Raw genomic sequence first — 17,705 nt, forward strand, 5'->3', positions numbered from 1 at the left:
TTTCCTTTTTTACTTATAAAAAAATAAGTGGATGTTTGTAGCGTTTCTAAATGCATCGAAGTAATAACTTGGACAATCTGTATCTGAAAACGCTTTCTGTGTTTACTTTCTGTGAAATGACTAAAACTCTTAATAGATATATAATTAGTATATTCTTAAATTTCAATTAGTTAGGAGGGATAGTGAGGAATCTATGTGCCTATATAGTTGAAAATATCATTATTAACGAATGTTTATTAGTAAAGAATAAAACTAATTATAAAGGGGATATTGTAATGTTAAAAGATTATAGTTTTAACTTGCCTACAAAAATCGAATTCGGAAACGGTAAAATTGAAAAACTTGGATATTTTATAAAAGAGTTAAAAGGCAAACGAGTCTTACTCGTCACAGATAAGGGATTACGTAATGCGGGCGTTCTAGACAATATTTTCAGGATATTGGAACGGGAAAAAATTGAATACCATATTTATGACAACGTTAAACCGAATCCCCGAGATGTCGATTGCATGGAAGCATACGAAATGGCAAAAAGAATGGATGTCGATTTATTGATTGCTGTTGGGGGCGGTAGCTCTATGGATACAGCGAAAGCAGTTGGAACACTACTCAGCCATGGTGGCACAATTAGCGATTGGTATGGACTAGATAAGTTAAAACATCCAATAACACCACTAATTTGTATACCTACAACTTCAGGTACGGGAAGTGAAATTACTTTCTTTGCTGTAATAACAGATACAGTCACTAAACTAAAAATGAATATTCTAGATATTAACGTAGCTCCGAAAATTGCAATCCTCGATCCCGAATTAACGGTGAGTCTGCCTCCACTTATTACAGCCTCAACCGGAATGGATGCCTTGACTCATGCTGTGGAGGCATACACTTGCAATTTAGCTGAGCCGATTACGGATGCGTTAGCACTATATGCAATTGAGCTTATTGTGAAAAACTTGGAGGAAGCAGTGCAATCTGGCGATAATATCGAAGCGAGAGAAAATATGCTGGTAGGTAGTCTAATTGCTGGAATTGCATTTGGTAATGCGGATGTTGGTGGGGTGCATTGTATGGCGGAGGCTTTGGGTGGGTTATACGATACACCGCATGGAATTGCAAATTCAATGTTACTACCATACGTTTTTGATTATAATATCCCATCCAATGTTTCTAAACATGCAAAAGTAGCCCTCCTTCTCGGTGCTGACGCCCAAAAACATTCATCAGATGAAAGCATTGCAAAAGAGGGGGTAAAAATACTTGCAGAGCTAGCAGAAAAAATAGGAATCCCCAAAATGAAAGATATCGAAAATGTAAATACGAATGATTTTGAGTATCTGGCAGAAGCAGCAACACAAAATGTGTCTGCTTCTAGCAATCCGAGAATAGCAACTAAAGATGACTATTTAAACTTGTTCTATAAAGCATTTAATGAAGAACTATCTTTAGAAATAGTGGGTGAGTCGGATGTCAGAAATTAAATTAAAACGAACGTTAGGATTTTGGACTGCATACTCTGCTTCGGTAGGTCTAGTAGTATCAGGAACAGCTATGGTTGTTCTAGGGAATGGCTATGGAGTGGGCGGTCCTGCATTTAGTATCATTGCGTTTATTTCATTAGCTATTATTTTATGTGTTGCTTTGTCTTACTCGGAAATGGCAGCAATGCTTCCTGGTGCCGGAATGGTAGGTGAATACACGCTACCTTCGTTCGGGAAGTTACCTGCTCTATTTGCAGTATTAGCTGGATATATTGTTCTTGTAGGAACAGACGGCGGAACAAATATGATAGTGGGCGGACAATCGTTTGAAACGTTAACTGGTATTCCTTGGTATATTGGGGTTATCTTTATTTTGGTAACTCTTACTGCTATTAATCTGATAGGAGTTTCAGCATTTGGTAAAATTCAAACCACATTAGCGATTAGTATGATGGTTATTTTGGGATTGCTAGGAGTGGCAGGAATATTGGGCATAGGAACTGTAGAACAACTTGCAGAACAACCTGTATTTTCACCTTTAACTTGGAAGCAACAGGCAGGTACTTTAGGTATAGCTATTTGGCTATTTATAGGTATGGAATTTGTTACGCCGTTAGCAGAAGAGATTAAAAACCCAGGCCGCAATATCCCATTGGCAATGTTGTTTGGTTGTTTTTCAATCTGGTTGGTAGATTTGTTGTTTGGATTGGGGATCACAAAATATATCGAGTTAGATGTATTAGCGCAATCCACTATTCCACATGTTGATGGTGCAAGTGCAATGTTGGGTACTCCAGGACTAGTGCTAATGGGAATTGTTTCTATATTAGCTGCAATTACTACATGTGACACATATTTAGCTGGCGTGCCTAGAATGCTCTATGGCTTATCAAAAGAAGGATTATTGCCCAAAGTGTTTTCTTACTTACATCCCAAAACGAGAACACCTTGGTTTGGTATATTTTTTGTTATTGGACTCATCTTGATTGTTTTAACCTATGCATTTATCAACAATGCAAACATTGGTTTTATCACAACGATGATTTCTGTAGCCTGTGCAACTTGGCTGATGTCGTATATCATTACACAATTGAATGTCATTGTACTACGTAAAAGATATCCCGAGGCAAAACGTCCTTTTAAAACGCCATTATACCCACTGCCACAAATTGTTGGTATTACAGCATGTGTCTATATGATTTATACACTTTATGTAGATTTACAAGTATTAAAAATTTCATTATTGGTTATCTCCGTCATATTAGTATTTGGCATTGTGTACTTAAAGAAAAATAAACAAGATTTGTTCACGCCAGTACCGTTGGATGAAATGCTTGATAAAATTAAAGGACGTAGCGAATTTGATGATACTGAAGATAAGGATCGTCAAGGAAAAGTTAAAGGACTAGTTGAGGTTGAAAGTAAAGCCGTCAATTAAATTTAGTCACAATGACAGAAATAGAGAATTGGTGGGGAAAATATGGGAATCTATTCGCTTGTAGATAATCGTGCTGATCATTCTTTAAATATTGTTACGAGTGATTTTCAAAAATATTGCCAAATAGAAAATCGTGAATATAACAATATAGAGCTTAATGGGCGAAATATAGGTTTATACAAATTACACACATCCTATAAAATCATTAACAAGTGGATGGGAAGAATTTATATATTTGGTATTCATGGTGTAATTGATTCCACTATAAATAGTCGTGATTTTACAATTTCCCTTAAGTATAGAGGGAAATTTAAAGAGAAAAAACCTTTTTTTCAATCAAAAGAGAATGCATCATTTGCAAAAAAATTTAATCAAGACACAGAGTTAATCGAAATCTGTAAAGAAGTGGATTTCGAGAAATTGGTAATTCAATATGTCGAGAAGCGCAAGCAGTGGACAATTGAAATCTGGCCAAATTTTGGTGATTTTATTTGGATGTTAATTCCTCCGTTAAGATATATGAGAAGGCCTAGTAATGTAGAAATCGAAAACGTGAATAGGCTAATGAAAACATTAGCAACTATAACAAGAAACTTGAAAGAGTGAACTCATTTCATAATGTAATACTGGAAAAGAAGTAGTATATAAATTAGGAAAACCGGTTCTCCATTAGTGAGCAAGACCGGTTTTCTCTTCGTCCTCTTTTAACAATCGAAATGCCATTATTGCAACCTCAAGTGCAAGGCGATTAGATGGTTCCATAAAATCTTCGCCTAGAAGAGATTCCAGCTTTTCAAGTCGGTGATATAAAGTCTGTCTGACAATGAAAAGGCTCTCTGCTGTTTCTTTTTTTGATCCGCTACATTCGAGATAGACGCAAAGCGTTTCAAAAAGATTGCTTTCCATTTTCTCATCGTAATCGAGTATGGCAGATAAGTAATCCTGAACGTAGTTTTCTAGGTAATTGCTATTCTTTAATAGAAGAAGTAATTTATAGATTCCTAGCTCTTCATAGAAGTGGGTTTTGCCAATTCCGGAGACGCGCATTTTCAAAGCTTTACTTGCTTCCTCATAGCTTTTTTTAACATCTCCAACTTCTTTATAAACTTTACTCACCCCGAAAGAACAATAACTTCCAACGAGGAAGTTATTATCGTGCATACTAATAATATGTTGGATAATTTGAGAAAATCGATTCTTCTCCATTTTTAAATAGTCTGCGGCTATAAAAGAAGCGATAACTGCTATTTCACTTTTACTTGTAGAAACGGCAGGAAAGAAACCTTGACGTTTAAAGAGTGAACGGATCATCATCGATCGTTGAAGTTTAATTTCTTCCCAATCTTCCTCACTGAATCTCGACTCAGGAAAATCTGTGCGGATTATAAAAACTCTATAGTACAAATTGCGACTAGTAGCAGGCAAATAAGTTTGGAGATCGTCTCGATCGACATCTCGACCGTTCAAGAGGTTGCGGACAATCTCATCCTCGTTATGTTGTTTCCGCTCTTCAATCGTTCGATTACGTAATAAAATCTGGGCAATAGCAAGCGCAGCACGATCCAACATAAGAAAGGTAAATTCGTCAGGTATTGTCTGTTTTAATTGAAGACATAAATATCCCCAAGTTTGTCCCAGTCCATCAACTGGCATGAGGGCGAAGGACTGCTCATCAATCGTAATAAGTATTTGTTCCGAATGGGGCAACATGGAATTTTCGAGATAAGTTCGAATAGTTTTTTCTAATTCCTTAGTTTCAGTTGGGTAATAATAGGATTTTCCATTATCTGTAATGAATATAACATCCTCACGGAAAAACTGATGCAACTCTAATAGAATCTTTAAAATACCATTGGGAGTAAGAGACAAAGCATTAAATTTTCGTGATAGCACATCAAGCTGGGAAAGCATTTGATGATGTTGATTGATAATAAATGTATGTAGGTCTTGGGTGATATCAACAAACTTTACGGTATGTTCAAATATTACAATAGGAAAAGAGTGCTTATTTGCAAGATCAATGAGTTCTGAAGGGATTTCTTTAAAATAAATTCCTAGCTCTATGCAAATACATGCGACATCTTTTTCGATTAACTTTTTTAAATATGCTAGTTGCTTAGGAAGGTCGAGCTGCAGACCGCCACCTGTTGTAAGAATCATTTCCCCTCCGTTGATCAATGATTCAAAGTCATTAACTTCTAACACATGTGACCATTTCACTTGCCGCTCTAATCCACTTTCTCCCGCAATAACTTTTGCACATTTGAACGAATCACGAGCAAGCACGTCTCGAACTGTCAATTTCAATTCATTCATCAAAAGATTCCTCCCCATAACGTAAAAATAATAAGGTCATGATTTAACATAGTGTAAAGTGACAATAGTCTAAATACTTTGTAAAGTATACTATGAAGTCTATCGAAAATAGCATGAACTAGCAAGAGAAATAGAATAGGAGGAATAAAATATGACGACTACAGCAGTAGAAAAGAAAACGCTCACAAATTTCATCAATGGACAATGGGTAAAGTCAACGACAGATAAATATGAAGAAGTGCCGAATCCGGCGACCGGAGAAATTCTTGCGGAAGTTCCGATTTCTACAAAGGAAGATTTGGACAATGCAGTAAAAGCCGCAAAAAAAGCGTTTGTTAAATGGAAAAAAACAGCTGTTCCGCAACGTGCTCGGATTTTATTTAAATATCAACAGTTACTAACTGAAAATTGGGATGAGCTGGCGAAACTTATTACGATGGAAAACGGAAAAAATTATAACGAAGCGTATGGTGAAGTGTTACGTGGTATTGAATGTGTCGAGTTTGCGGCTGGTGCTCCGACACTCATGATGGGTACACAACTACCTGATATTGCGACGAATGTTGAGTCTGGTATGTTCCGTTATCCACTTGGAGTAATTGGAGGAATTACCCCTTTCAACTTCCCAATGATGGTGCCATGCTGGATGTTCCCTCTAGCGATTGCGAGTGGAAATACGTTCATCCTAAAGCCATCAGAGCGTACGCCACTTTTGGCAAATCGTCTTGCGGAGTTACTGCATGAAGCAGGTCTTCCAAATGGTGTCTTCAATATCGTCCATGGTGCACATGATATTGTGAATGGCATTCTTAGCCACCCGGACATCCCGGCTGTATCGTTTGTAGGTTCTCAGCCAGTAGCTGAATATGTATACAAAACAGGAACCTCGAATGGCAAACGCGTTCAAGCACTAGCAGGTGCAAAAAATCATACCATTGTTATGCCAGATGCAGATATGGACTTAACTGTAACCAATATTATTAATGCTGCATTTGGATCTGCCGGGGAAAGATGTATGGCTTGTGCAGTTGTCGTTGCAGTTGGTGACGTAGCGGACGGTTTGGTTGAAAGGTTAGTAGAAGAATCGAATAAGATGACAATTGGTAATGGTTTAGAAGAAGGGGTATTCCTTGGACCAGTCATTCGAGATTCCCATAAAGACAAAACATTAAGCTATATCGAATCAGGTATAGAAGATGGCGCAAAACTTTTATGTGATGGCCGTAGCGACAAATCCACTTCAGAAGGTGGTTATTTTGTTGGACCGACCATTTTCGATCATGTGACACAGGAAATGAAGATTTGGAAAGAAGAAATCTTTGCACCAGTATTGTCTATTGTAAGGGTGGAAACATTGGAGGAAGCAATTGAGTTTGCGAATAAATCGGAGTTCGCAAATGGAGCTTGCTTATTTACAGATAGCGCCAAAGCAATTCGTCAGTTCAGAGAGGAAATCGATGCTGGAATGCTTGGTGTAAACCTTGGTGTGCCAGCACCAATGGCATTCTTCCCATTCTCTGGCTATAAAAAATCGTTCTACGGAGATTTGCATGCCAATGGGCGTGATGGGATTGAGTTTTACACGCGTAAGAAAATGTTAACAGCACGTCACTGAGTGTAAAGTATTTGTTCAAGCAAGGATAAATAGGCTGAAGCTTACAAATGCAAGCTTCATTTAAAAAAAGGGAGTGGAGAAAATGACAACTGCAAAAGAGACGACAAAGTCATTAGTGCAAAAAGACCGTGAAAATGTATGGCATCACATTTCTGCATACAACGAAAAGAATCCGCCGATGGTTGTCGAGAGTGGAGAGGGAGCGTGGATTACAGATCATGCTGGCAACCGTTTTCTAGACGGAATGTCTGGACTGTGGGCAGTGAATGTTGGCTACGGTCGCGAAGAACTTGCGCAAGCAGCATACGAGCAAATGAAAAAACTGGCGTATGTACCGATGACTCAAAGTCACGGACCAGCAATTGAATTAGCAGAAAAGCTAAATAAAATGCTTGGCGACGATTATCAGATTTTTTATTCGAATAGTGGCTCTGATGCTAATGAAGTAGCGTTTAAGCTGGCACGTCAATATCATCAGCAAAATGGGGAACCTTCTCGTTATAAATTTATTTCTCGTTATCGTGCCTATCATGGTAGTTCAATGGGCGCGCTAGCAGCAACAGGTCAAGCATTGCGTAAATATAAATATGAGCCACTTGCACCTGGATTCTTACATGTAGCACCGCCAGATAATTACCGTAGACCAGCAGGACAATCCATCGAAGAATATAACATTCAACGTGCTCAGGAATTTGAAGAAAAGATTATTTGGGAGCAAAAAGAGACGATTGCCGGAATTATTATGGAACCGCTCATTACAGGTGGCGGTATTCTGATTCCACATCCTGTTTATTTGGAAAAAGTCCAAGAGATTTGTAACCGTCATGGTGTATTGCTTATTGTAGATGAAGTGATTTGTGGTTTCGGTCGTACAGGAAAATCGTTTGGTCATCAGCATTTCAACTTGAAGCCGGATATCATTACGATGGCGAAGGGTCTGACAAGTGCTTACCTGCCGCTATCTGTAACTGCGATTCGCAAAGATATATACGAAAAATTCGATACTGGAGAAGAAAACAGCCACTTCCGTCATGTGAATACGTTTGGTGGAAATCCAGCAGCTTGTGCGGTGGCTTTAAAAAACCTAGAAATTATGGAAAGAGAAAATCTTTTTGAACGTTCTGCGGAAATTGGGGAACGTGTGCTAAAAGAGTTAGAAACTCTTAAAGACCACCCGTTTGTTGGAGATATCCGCGGTCTTGGTTTCCTAATTGGGATTGAGCTTGTAGAGGACAAGGAAACAAGAGAGCCAGCGACTAATGCACGTGTTGCAAAAATTATTGGTGAGTGTAAGGCAAACGGACTCATTATTGGACGAAATGGGGATACAGTTGCCGGTTATAACAATATTCTAGCACTTAGCCCACCGCTTTCTTGTACGGATGAAGATGTTGATTTTATCCTTGCGGTACTAAAAAAAGTATTTAAAGAAAACGAGTCTTTCAAAGGCTAAACCAAATCAAGGAATACTACACGTAGATCGAGGAGGAGTATAAATGAAAATCGGTGTTCCAAAAGAGATAAAAAACAACGAAAATCGAGTAGCAATGACACCTAGTGGAGTTGTTACATTAAAGAATGCTGGTCATGAAGTCTACATCGAAACAGGAGCTGGTTTGAAATCAGGTTTTACAGATGAGGACTACAACCGCGAAGGAGCTATTGTTGTTGCAACAGCAAAAGAGGCATGGCTAGCTGACATGGTAATGAAAGTAAAAGAACCGTTAGAAGAAGAATACGGTTATTTCCGAGAAGGGTTAATCCTTTTCACCTATTTACACTTGGCGGCAGAGCCAGCTTTGACAAAAGCTTTAATAGACAATAAAGTCGTTGCAATTGCTTACGAGACAGTACAATTGCCGAATAATACATTGCCATTGTTATCACCGATGAGTGAAGTAGCTGGTCGTATGGCTACACAAATCGGTGCACAATATCTGGAACAAATTCACGGAGGAAAAGGGGTTCTATTAGGAGGAGTTCCTGGTGTACCACGCGGCAAGGTGACCATTATCGGAGGTGGAATTGCTGGAACAAATGCGGCACGCGTTGCAATTGGTATGGGAGCACAGGTAACTGTTATCGATTTAAGTGTAGATCGACTCCGACAATTGGAAGAGCTTTTCGGGAATGATGTGCAGACACTCGCGTCCAACCCTTATAATATCGCTGTATCGGTGAAAGATTCTGACCTGGTTGTTGGAGCAGTTCTTATTCCGGGTGCACGAGCTCCGAAACTCGTTTCGGAAGAGATGATCAAGTCCATGAGTCCTGGTTCCGTACTTGTTGATATTGCGATTGATCAAGGTGGTATTTTTGAAACATCGGACCGAATTACAACGCATGATAACCCGACATATGAAAAGCATGGAGTTGTTCACTATGCCGTTGCCAATATGCCTGGAGCAGTTCCTTATACATCAACCATGGCTTTAACAAATATGACCGTACCATATGCTTTACAAATTGCGAACAAGGGATACGTTCAAGCTTGTCTTGATAATGAGCCCTTAGCAAAAGGTGTCAATATATTAGATGGTCATGTGACGTACAAGGCGGTGGCGGAAGACCTTGGGTATGCATTTAAATCGATACAAGAGCTACTAAAGAAGGAATTTGCACATCAATAGATCAAAAGAAACGAAGTAAGTAAGAATAAAGAGCGATTATTTTGTAGAATACAACATACAAACAAAGGGCAGCTTCTCCTAATTTAAAATTTAGGGGAGTGGCCCTTCTTTTTATTAGGTGCAATTGGAAACTGAACTAGTGAATATAAAATTGACTGCAGAGTCATAAGAAATAGTTTATCTACTCCAATAATTAAATAAGCAGTACAATTTGATTAAGGGTTTGGATAGCATATCCACCTTCGAAATGGAACTTTATTTTTATTAACCAAAATAAAATGAACGATTTACGATTTCAAACTGTCTAATAGATAACGAGGGGGTGGGAGCATGAATTTGGAAAAACGAGCAATCGCGGGTGATGAACAAGCATTATTGGAGTTATTAACCCGACATGAGGAAACGCTTTACCGGACGGCCTTTGCATATCTGAAAAATGAGCATGATGCAGTTGAAGCGGTACAAGAGCTGACGTATCGAGCTTTAAAAAAGATTCATACCGTAAAAGAACCTGCATACATAGCAACATGGCTTGTCCGAATTATTATTAATATTTGTTTAGACGTGAAAAAGAAGCAAGAGAAATTTATCTATAATCATGATGTGGAAATTGCATCAACGGATCAGCAACCATTCGAAATGGCTGATATCATCGCAAGCTTACCACCAGAACAACAAGAACTAATTTACTTAAAATATTTCCAAGATATGAAGAACACAGACATTGCACAGTTTAAGCAAATTCCCGAAGGTACTGTGAAATCAAGGCTACACACGACATTAAAAAGATTACGCGTCCTTATTGAAAAGGAGGAACTGTAAATGACTAACTTGAACGAGCAGGACTTGCATAAGCTTACCAAGGAGTTAGAAGCAATTGAAATCCCGAAAGAAGCCTTACATCAAGCACGTATGAAAGCAGTGCAACAGCATCGATTAACAAAGAAGAGAAAACGTCGTCTGTATTCAGGTGCAAGTGTAGCTGCTATTATGCTGGTACTGTTAGTAGCATCCATTCGTGTATCTCCCGTATTTGCACAAACGATGGCCAAGATTCCAGGATTTGATTCTATCGTGCACATGATTTCTTTTGATAAAGGAATTGGTGATATTGTTGAAAATAATTACTATGAGGAACTTGGAATTAAGGTAACGGAAGGCGATTATACGTTGACTTTACAAGGTGTCGTGGCTGACCATTCCGGGATGACAATATTCTATAAGCTGGAATCTCCCTTTGATCTATCCGATTTGAGTATAACTTCTATAGAAGTGTCCCAACAAGGCATCCCATTTGGTGTAATTAATTCCTACATTACCTCTCATTCTGGTGAAAGGAAGGTACATGAAGACAAAGTTGAAATTACGTCTACTAATGATTTATCTTATGACAATAAGAAATTTGAATTTAATTTAAGTTTGAGTGATGTAGCAGAAACTAAGTTCGCCGTACCGTTCACTCTCACTAAGCCTATTGAACAACCAAAAGTATATGAGGTGAATCAAACTGTTGTCGTAGATGGACAAACAATAGACATTAAACAGTTGAAAATTTCACCGTTACGTGCAGAAATTCGTCTAGCTGCTGACGAACAAAACACGATGCAATTACTAAAATTCACATCAATTCGGTTGATTGATGAGAATGGCGAAGAATGGGGGCAACAAAGAAATGACTCGGGAGGAGTCAGCAATTTGGAAGACGGTGACGTGAACTTATTCTTACAAAGTAATTACTTCCGACAGCCGAAAAAAATAACACTAGAAATAGATAGAATTCAAGCACTTCCAAAAGGATCGGACTATATCGAAGTAGATTTTGAGCAAAAGAAAGTCCTCTATATGCCAAGTGATTTGGATATTACTGTTCAAGTACCATCGGATAATACATTGGAAGTCACTTATCCATCTGGCGGTTGGCTGCTGTTTTCTCAAATGGTGGATCAAGAAGGCAAAAGTTTAAGTAATAATCTAATTGAAACGCATATGAGCAGAGAAGAACCATATGTCACAGAAGTCTCTACATTTGATTTTGAAAAGGTAGTGAATCCAATTCGATTCCATATTAATAGCTATCCACTGTATTTGGACGGTAAGCTAGAAATTGATATACCTCTTTATGAATAGTGTTTCACCTTTACGTAATAAACCCCCACCGTTATAAGGAATTAAACCCCCTTAGCGGCGGGGGTTATTGTGTATTCGCTGGATGGATAAAAGTATCACTTTATCGAAGAAGGCAGCTAACAGAATCCCAACTGCATATCGAAATAAATCTACTGTCAGAAATCCTTTGCCGAATATTAAAGCTCCGAGTGAAGTAGCACGAATTTGCTTTATCCACTCTCCTTGATATAGCTGGCTGAATTCAATGCTATAACAAAAAAGGAAACTAATCCAAATAGCTAAGACTAACCTTTTACGCACCAAAAGGAAACGGAGTCCGTAATAGACCATCATAGCCCAAATAACATCCCCAGCGTTTTCTGCTATAAACGGCGGAAGTTCATGGCTATATCTCCTAGAGGCTAGCCCCAAGAAAATGGTAGTGGCAACTGTAATTACATAGGCTATCCTAATTTTAATGTAACATAAATTGATGTATTCGTTTTTTATAGTCAATGAGATCACTCTTTGGAATATATTTAATCTTCAATATACAAGTATTGTATTGTGGAAGCAAGGGTTGGACAAATCGAATTCTTTGCAGTAGTAATTTGTATAGTATGCATTTGCTGGCAACGGTATTGTCTTATTATAGAAGGAGATAACAGAATTTAAGTTGAATATGTATATAATAGAAGGAGTGAAAAATGTATAAAAATAAATGTTCCTACTTCTGGGTGGCTTTTACAAATACCGTTATTCTTTGTTTGGCTCAAATTACTTATTCGTCAATCCTAGCCGAAATTATGGATACATTAGTTTTTCAATTTTTAGTTTTTCCTTTAATCATTGTATTAATAAATACTATTCTTTGGTTCAGCAAGTTCAAACTAAAATTTTATCAACATGCGCTATTCGTCTAAGGCGCTTTCTTTGTTTCGGTTATTGTTTCTTCATTTCTACTATTAGTAGGGTTAGACCCTCAGGAACTTCCACCTGGTGAAGTGGTATTATTTGCGGATGTTTTATTTATTTTTATCACAGCATCCGTACAGTTGTTAATTTTAATGCTGTTAAATTTCATTATGTATATTTTTTATAGAATCTTTACTTAATGGAAAATTATTTAAAGCTCTTATGAAAAAGTCACCTTCAGCAGGTTTTCGCGTTTAATAAATGTTATTGCATAGGAGGTATTGGTCATAAAAACTAAAGTCAACTATCCATTTATATATTTCTTGATGGATCAAAATATAGTGTTTGTTTATAAAATCGAAACACAAAATTACATATCTGTTTTGGATTTAAGTAGAACGGAAGCTTGGGGAACATTTGAATTAGAACAAGAAGAGGAATTTGAAACATTCGATCATTACAAAAGTAATCCTATTCAAGGCAGAACTTTTTTTGCAAATCAGGATGACATGGTCTTGCTGGTAGAATCCATTAATCAACAGATTCAAAAAAATCGTCAGTTACGAACAGATGGCCCGGTACATATCGTTTCCTCTGAATCCGCGGCGGGTTCTTTACGAGCGGGTCTAGAAAGGCCAAAGACTGTAATTGGCTTCCCCGATTTCCTTTCTATTGGGCCATTGGGAGAACTGGATAAAAAAACAGGGCAAACTTTTCGAAAAGATTGGTTAATCGAAAATATTAACATTGAACAGGAAGTAGAATATCCCGTAAAATTTTCAAATACACTCCGAGAAATAGAAGATATACCTAATGAAGTTCCTATCTATATTTGGTATGGAAACAATGCAAATGAACAAATATGTATGCGATTCCTAATCTATCTATTGAATGAAAAAACAAATGAGATATTTTTAATTAATTCCACCGAACTGTATGAAAAACACATAAATACTCAAAAACAACAGCAATACATTTCCAATACCAGCCAAATGGAATCCCCAAATTTAAAAATGTTGTTTGAAAAAAATAAAAAGGCTACTGCATTATCCGAAAAAGAACGGAGCCATTTACAATTGGATTGGGAAGCATTAGCAAAAACGAAAGAAGTCCTGCGTATTTGGAGCAATGGTGAAATAAAAGGCGTGCCTGAAAATCACACTGATTCGACCATCTTACATATGATAGAAGATCTCCAAAAACAGCAAGGAAACAATGATTTTATCAAAATTGGAAAACTATTAGAAGAATTTTTTGTACAAATGGATGGGTTTGTTGATATTTTCTTTTTGGAATATAGGATTCGGCATTTAATATATAGTGGCTTTCTCGAGATAAAAGGAATACCTAAATCGCTATGGAATTATAGTGTAAGAATGCGCAATGAATGAACGGCTGTCTAATCGAACCGGAAATTGCACTTGAATAGTTTAGAAATGGGAAGTAATCAGTATTGTTTGCTGAATATCTTCCTTTTATTTTGTTTAAAAAGTAAAACGAAGTATTCAAAAAGTAAAATAAACTATACAAAAAGACAATTAAACTATACAATAAATGTAGAACGTTTGGAGGGAGCAGTTTGCTAAAAAATCGAGTAAAGGAATTAAGAGCTAGATTCAACTTGACGCAGGGGGATCTTGCTGAAAAAACGGGCGTAACAAGACAGACAATTGTTTCGTTAGAAAAAGGCAGCTACACCCCATCATTACTGCTCGCAATAAACATAGCAGAAGTGTTTGGAGAACCCATTGAACAAATTTTTTATAAGGAGGACGATGCAACAAAATGAGGATGTATATCACAGTTATTTTGAGATGTTTGCTTTTTGCAGCAATGGCGCTAAGTGTATATGATTATGTAAAAATTAATCAATATTTCGAACTGTTCGGGCGCGGTTATATCGATGAATTCTCTTTATATGTCACTACATGGAGAGGAACTTTTCTTTCTATTGTTACTATATTATTAATTATTTTTAATGTGATTGACTTTATCGTAGTTAAGAAAAAGAAAAATGCTCTGTTAAAGGAATATATTCTTTCTGAATATGATGTCTCGGATGAGCGAGCTGTTGAAATCACTGGCAAAGCTGTTCGTTATGCATTTGTTTTTATTATTTTTTACACAATTGTTCTTCTAGCGTCGTATATGTTTATACCAAATTATTTTCTCGATTATCCTTGGTATCCTATATTTACCACCGCTTCGATACCTATTCTTGGTTTGATCATTTATTTAATAACGTTTAAGTACTTTCATGCTCGATAGAATAGGGGGAATCCATGAGGTCTTTTCAATATTTATAGTATTTTATTGTCCCTTTTCCCAATGACAACAATATTTTTCGATGAACTAATAGCTTATTTGATATTTCCAGTTGCAGTTCAATCGATAATTGGTCTGTTAACTTACTTAATTACGTACAAAGTACATTATTCAAGGTGAATAAGGGGAGATGAAATGTGGAAGAAATAAATATGGAAATTCTACTAACATCAATTAGAAAATTATTAGCGTACGCTACGTCCGTAAGAAAAATTGACGCGGAGTATAAACTTTATCAAGAACAGGAAAACAGAAAATTGTATGGATACAAGCAAGCTGAGCAATTTGTTGGCTGTATTGGAGTTGAATTGACAGTGGAGAATACTTGTATTATTAAACAGATTGCCGTATCTCCCGATATGAGAGGTCGGGGAATAGGGGAGAGAATGATAGATTTTATAATTGAAAACTATGCTCACTCCAAGATTTTTACAGAAACAGATCAAGATGCAGTGAATTTTTATAAAAAAATGGGATTTACTATTACGAGCCTAGGCGAAAAATACCTAGGAGTTGAACGCTTTATGTGTGAATACAAAAGAACAGGAAGTATGAAAATACAGGAGGATTGATGATGGGCCACGAAAGAGCATTGGAACAATATATAAGTGCGACAAATACCCATGACTTCAACAATGTGAGAAGCGTTCTTCACGAAGATGCAATTTACTGGTTTTCAAACAATACTTGTACAACTAGCCGTGAGATTCAAAGTTATTTTGAAAATGCATGGAATGTTATTAAAGAAGAGGTCTATTCATCAGAAGATATTAAGTGGTTGACAAATGATGAGAGATCCGCGACATGTATTTACACCTATCGATACGAAGGATATTACAATGGGGAATTTGTGAAAGGTAGTGGAAGAGCCACGAACATCTTCACAAAAGAAGCTAATGGCGAATGGAAGCTAATCCACGAACACTTAAGCAGCATATAAAAATTGCAAGATAGGAAAACATCGAATGTTACAAATATATTATAGGTGCCTGGCACCAAAATGGGGGCTTTTTGAATGACAGATGCGATTTTGGCATCTTTGATTTTTCTTCTGACACTCACTTTAGTTATTTGGCAGCCTTGGAACTTATCCATTGGATGGTCTGCGTGTGGCGGGGCTTTGATTGCTTTAGTAGTTGGAGTGGTGGGATTTCAAGATGTACAAGAAGTAATAGGAATTACATGGAATGCAACATTGACTTTTGTTGCAATTATTATCATTTCATTGATTTTAGATGAAATTGGATTGTTTGAGTGGGCGGCGCTTCATATGGTGAAAGCTGCTAAAGGTAATGGTGTGAAGATGTTTGTGTATGTAAGTATATTAGGTGCGATTGTGGCAGCTTTTTTTGCTAATGATGGTGCGGCACTTATACTAACGCCAATTGTACTTGCAATGGTGCGACATTTGCATTTTAAAGAGCAGATGATTTTTCCGTTTATTATGGCAAGTGGATTTATTGCGGATACCACCTCTTTACCATTTGTCGTGAGTAATTTAGTGAATATTGTATCGGTTGATTTCTTTGGTATTGGATTTGCGGAATATGCTTATCGAATGTTGATACCCAATTTATTTTCCTTAATTGCAACAATAACGGTGTTATATATCTATTTTAGAAAAAGTATCCCGAAAACTTATGATTTATCAAAATTGCGCATGCCTCGGGAAGCAATAAAAGATGTTGGAATGTTCCACTTATCCTGGGGAGTGTTATGTATCTTGCTTGTCGGATACTTTATTAGTGAATTTATTGATATGCCGATATCCATTATCGCAGGGGTCATCGCTGTTTTATTTTTATTGATGGCGAGAAGAAGTGCCGCAGTAAATACAAAGGCGGTTATAAAGGGAGCACCTTGGAGTATCGTTTTTTTCTCTATCGGTATGTATGTCGTTGTATATGGAATGGGAAATGCTTGGCTAACAGGTTCTTTGGCAAGTGTTGTTCAATTTATAGCAAACAAAGGACTATTTGTTGCGACGATTGGAATGGGCTTTATCGCAGCATTTTTATCTTCCGTAATGAATAATTTGCCTACTGTCATGATTGATGCATTAGCAATCGCGGAAACGAATACTTCTGGGACGATACGTGAAGCACTTATTTATGCAAATGTGATTGGATCGGATTTAGGTCCTAAGATTACTCCTATTGGTTCGCTTGCGACACTCGTGTGGTTACATGTTTTATCTCAAAAAGACATTATAATTTCATGGGCTACTTATTTTAGAACAGGAATTGTATTAACGATCCCAATTTTATTTATTACGTTATGCGGGCTCTATCTAACTTTACTAATTTTCTAGAGAGGGATGCTTTTCAGCGTACAGCGGAAGTATTTGTCCTTCCACTCAGATACATAATTATTAGTACAATAAAACCAAAGAATTAAGAGGATAAATGGTTGATTTGAATCATAGCTTGTACAATAAAAACAGAACGTATGTGTGGTATAATAGAAGAGTAATAAAATAGCGTGTTCAAGGGTGGTCGGCATTTCCAATTCACTATTTTTGGATTTTTTCCAAAATAGGAAAGGAGATGTTGCTATATGACAACTTTCGAGTCTTTAATGTTCGCAGTGGCGTTCGCTGGTTTGATCGTTTCCATACTTACTTTTACTAAAGAAAAAAAGTAAACCACCCCTGAGCTTACCGGCAATTGGGTGGTTTACTAATCTTCACTGCTGATCGCCTTTGAAGCGATGCTATGGCATTACAGGAACGTTTGGTGTTGTCGCACCAAGCGTTCTTTTTATTTTATCCTGTGTCTACTACGATTATAACATCATTTAAGAGTTTGAGTAAATAAAAGCAATCCATCATATGAAATGCTAAACGGAGCATCCATACCTAACTTCCCAAATTGTGAGCT

General features: G+C 37.2%; 16 protein-coding genes. 14 read left to right on the forward strand and 2 right to left on the reverse strand.

Annotation, left to right across the window (positions count from 1 at the left end; all coding sequences use genetic code 11):
* Positions 1–275 precede the first annotated feature (275 nt).
* Genes FG382_RS00405 through FG382_RS00415 form a run of 3 tightly spaced genes read left to right on the forward strand, consistent with a single transcriptional unit; the run spans position 276 to position 3,525 of the window.
* The gene (locus FG382_RS00405; RefSeq protein WP_142536907.1) at positions 276–1,481 is read left to right on the forward strand and encodes an iron-containing alcohol dehydrogenase; all 1,206 of its coding nucleotides are present in this window, start codon (positions 276–278) and stop codon (positions 1,479–1,481) included.
* Complete coding sequence (locus tag FG382_RS00410) at positions 1,468–2,919, forward strand: APC family permease (RefSeq protein ID WP_142536908.1); 1,452 nt, start codon at positions 1,468–1,470, stop codon at positions 2,917–2,919. The genes FG382_RS00405 and FG382_RS00410 overlap by 14 nt, the downstream gene beginning before the upstream one ends.
* 42 nt (positions 2,920–2,961) lie before the next feature.
* Entirely contained in the window at positions 2,962–3,525 is a 564-nt protein-coding gene (locus tag FG382_RS00415; protein ID WP_142536909.1) for a DUF3156 family protein, read from the forward strand.
* A 63-nt stretch (positions 3,526–3,588) separates the two neighbouring features.
* Here the strand turns inward: FG382_RS00415 and FG382_RS00420 are convergent, their stop codons facing one another.
* Positions 3,589–5,235 carry a PucR family transcriptional regulator gene (locus FG382_RS00420; RefSeq protein WP_142536910.1) on the reverse strand — a complete coding sequence of 549 codons (1,647 nt, stop codon included), beginning with the start codon at positions 5,233–5,235 and terminating at the stop codon, positions 3,589–3,591.
* A gap of 151 nt (positions 5,236–5,386) precedes the next feature.
* Here FG382_RS00420 and FG382_RS00425 point away from each other — a divergent pair, with 151 nt between their 5' ends.
* The 5 genes from FG382_RS00425 to FG382_RS00445 all read left to right on the forward strand — a co-directional run bounded on the left by FG382_RS00425 (position 5,387) and on the right by FG382_RS00445 (position 11,607).
* Positions 5,387–6,850: a CoA-acylating methylmalonate-semialdehyde dehydrogenase gene (locus FG382_RS00425; protein WP_142536911.1), complete on the forward strand. Its 1,464-nt coding sequence runs from the start codon at positions 5,387–5,389 to the stop codon at positions 6,848–6,850.
* Positions 6,851–6,932: 82 nt separating this feature from the next.
* Positions 6,933–8,303 (forward strand): aspartate aminotransferase family protein, encoded by a 1,371-nt coding sequence (locus tag FG382_RS00430; protein WP_142536912.1) that lies wholly within the window; start codon positions 6,933–6,935, stop codon positions 8,301–8,303.
* 43 nt (positions 8,304–8,346) lie between these two features.
* Positions 8,347–9,480, forward strand: coding sequence for an alanine dehydrogenase (gene ald / locus FG382_RS00435; RefSeq protein ID WP_142536913.1), 1,134 nt, complete (start codon positions 8,347–8,349; stop codon positions 9,478–9,480).
* A 330-nt stretch (positions 9,481–9,810) separates the two neighbouring features.
* A complete protein-coding gene (locus FG382_RS00440; protein ID WP_142536914.1) occupies positions 9,811–10,302 on the forward strand; it encodes a sigma-70 family RNA polymerase sigma factor in 492 nt (163 codons plus the stop codon).
* On the forward strand, positions 10,303–11,607 hold the full coding sequence (locus FG382_RS00445) for a DUF4179 domain-containing protein (RefSeq protein ID WP_142536915.1): 1,305 nt from the start codon (positions 10,303–10,305) through the stop codon (positions 11,605–11,607).
* Positions 11,608–11,658: 51 nt separating this feature from the next.
* Here FG382_RS00445 and FG382_RS23345 read toward each other — a convergent pair whose 3' ends face one another.
* The gene (locus FG382_RS23345; protein WP_268238257.1) at positions 11,659–12,111 is read right to left on the reverse strand and encodes a ribosomal maturation YjgA family protein; all 453 of its coding nucleotides are present in this window, start codon (positions 12,109–12,111) and stop codon (positions 11,659–11,661) included.
* Positions 12,112–12,827: 716 nt separating this feature from the next.
* Between FG382_RS23345 and FG382_RS00455 the strand changes: the two genes are divergently transcribed.
* The 6 genes from FG382_RS00455 to FG382_RS00480 all read left to right on the forward strand — a co-directional run bounded on the left by FG382_RS00455 (position 12,828) and on the right by FG382_RS00480 (position 17,137).
* The gene (locus FG382_RS00455) at positions 12,828–13,892 is read left to right on the forward strand and encodes a DUF1835 domain-containing protein (protein ID WP_211356351.1); all 1,065 of its coding nucleotides are present in this window, start codon (positions 12,828–12,830) and stop codon (positions 13,890–13,892) included.
* Between the two features lie 188 nt (positions 13,893–14,080).
* A complete protein-coding gene (locus FG382_RS00460; RefSeq protein ID WP_142536917.1) occupies positions 14,081–14,290 on the forward strand; it encodes a helix-turn-helix transcriptional regulator in 210 nt (69 codons plus the stop codon).
* Positions 14,287–14,769: a hypothetical protein gene (locus FG382_RS00465; protein ID WP_142536918.1), complete on the forward strand. Its 483-nt coding sequence runs from the start codon at positions 14,287–14,289 to the stop codon at positions 14,767–14,769. The genes FG382_RS00460 and FG382_RS00465 overlap by 4 nt, the downstream gene beginning before the upstream one ends.
* Before the next feature lie 194 nt (positions 14,770–14,963).
* A complete protein-coding gene (locus tag FG382_RS00470; protein ID WP_229677332.1) occupies positions 14,964–15,398 on the forward strand; it encodes a GNAT family N-acetyltransferase in 435 nt (144 codons plus the stop codon).
* A gap of 2 nt (positions 15,399–15,400) precedes the next feature.
* Positions 15,401–15,766 carry a YybH family protein gene (locus FG382_RS00475; RefSeq protein WP_142536919.1) on the forward strand — a complete coding sequence of 122 codons (366 nt, stop codon included), beginning with the start codon at positions 15,401–15,403 and terminating at the stop codon, positions 15,764–15,766.
* Positions 15,767–15,841: 75 nt separating this feature from the next.
* Positions 15,842–17,137 carry an arsenic transporter gene (locus FG382_RS00480; RefSeq protein ID WP_142536920.1) on the forward strand — a complete coding sequence of 432 codons (1,296 nt, stop codon included), beginning with the start codon at positions 15,842–15,844 and terminating at the stop codon, positions 17,135–17,137.
* Positions 17,138–17,705 lie beyond the last annotated feature (568 nt).

Source organism: Psychrobacillus lasiicapitis, from assembly GCF_006861795.1.
Lineage (GTDB): Bacteria > Bacillota > Bacilli > Bacillales_A > Planococcaceae > Psychrobacillus > Psychrobacillus lasiicapitis.

Bases quoted from the DNA above. Each gene is read 5' to 3' on its own strand.
- FG382_RS00455 (WP_211356351.1), top strand. From the start codon at position 12,828: ATGGATCAAAATATAGTGTTTGTTTATAAAATCGAAACACAAAATTAC.
- ald (WP_142536913.1), top strand. From the start codon at position 8,347: ATGAAAATCGGTGTTCCAAAAGAGATAAAAAACAACGAAAATCGAGTA.
- FG382_RS00410 (WP_142536908.1), top strand. From the start codon at position 1,468: ATGTCAGAAATTAAATTAAAACGAACGTTAGGATTTTGGACTGCATAC.
- FG382_RS00415 (WP_142536909.1), top strand. From the start codon at position 2,962: ATGGGAATCTATTCGCTTGTAGATAATCGTGCTGATCATTCTTTAAAT.
- FG382_RS00480 (WP_142536920.1), top strand. From the start codon at position 15,842: ATGACAGATGCGATTTTGGCATCTTTGATTTTTCTTCTGACACTCACT.
- FG382_RS00430 (WP_142536912.1), top strand. From the start codon at position 6,933: ATGACAACTGCAAAAGAGACGACAAAGTCATTAGTGCAAAAAGACCGT.
- FG382_RS00425 (WP_142536911.1), top strand. From the start codon at position 5,387: ATGACGACTACAGCAGTAGAAAAGAAAACGCTCACAAATTTCATCAAT.
- FG382_RS00405 (WP_142536907.1), top strand. From the start codon at position 276: ATGTTAAAAGATTATAGTTTTAACTTGCCTACAAAAATCGAATTCGGA.
- FG382_RS00465 (WP_142536918.1), top strand. From the start codon at position 14,287: ATGAGGATGTATATCACAGTTATTTTGAGATGTTTGCTTTTTGCAGCA.
- FG382_RS00445 (WP_142536915.1), top strand. From the start codon at position 10,303: ATGACTAACTTGAACGAGCAGGACTTGCATAAGCTTACCAAGGAGTTA.
- FG382_RS00475 (WP_142536919.1), top strand. From the start codon at position 15,401: ATGGGCCACGAAAGAGCATTGGAACAATATATAAGTGCGACAAATACC.
- FG382_RS00440 (WP_142536914.1), top strand. From the start codon at position 9,811: ATGAATTTGGAAAAACGAGCAATCGCGGGTGATGAACAAGCATTATTG.
- FG382_RS00420 (WP_142536910.1), bottom strand. From the start codon at position 5,235: ATGAATGAATTGAAATTGACAGTTCGAGACGTGCTTGCTCGTGATTCG.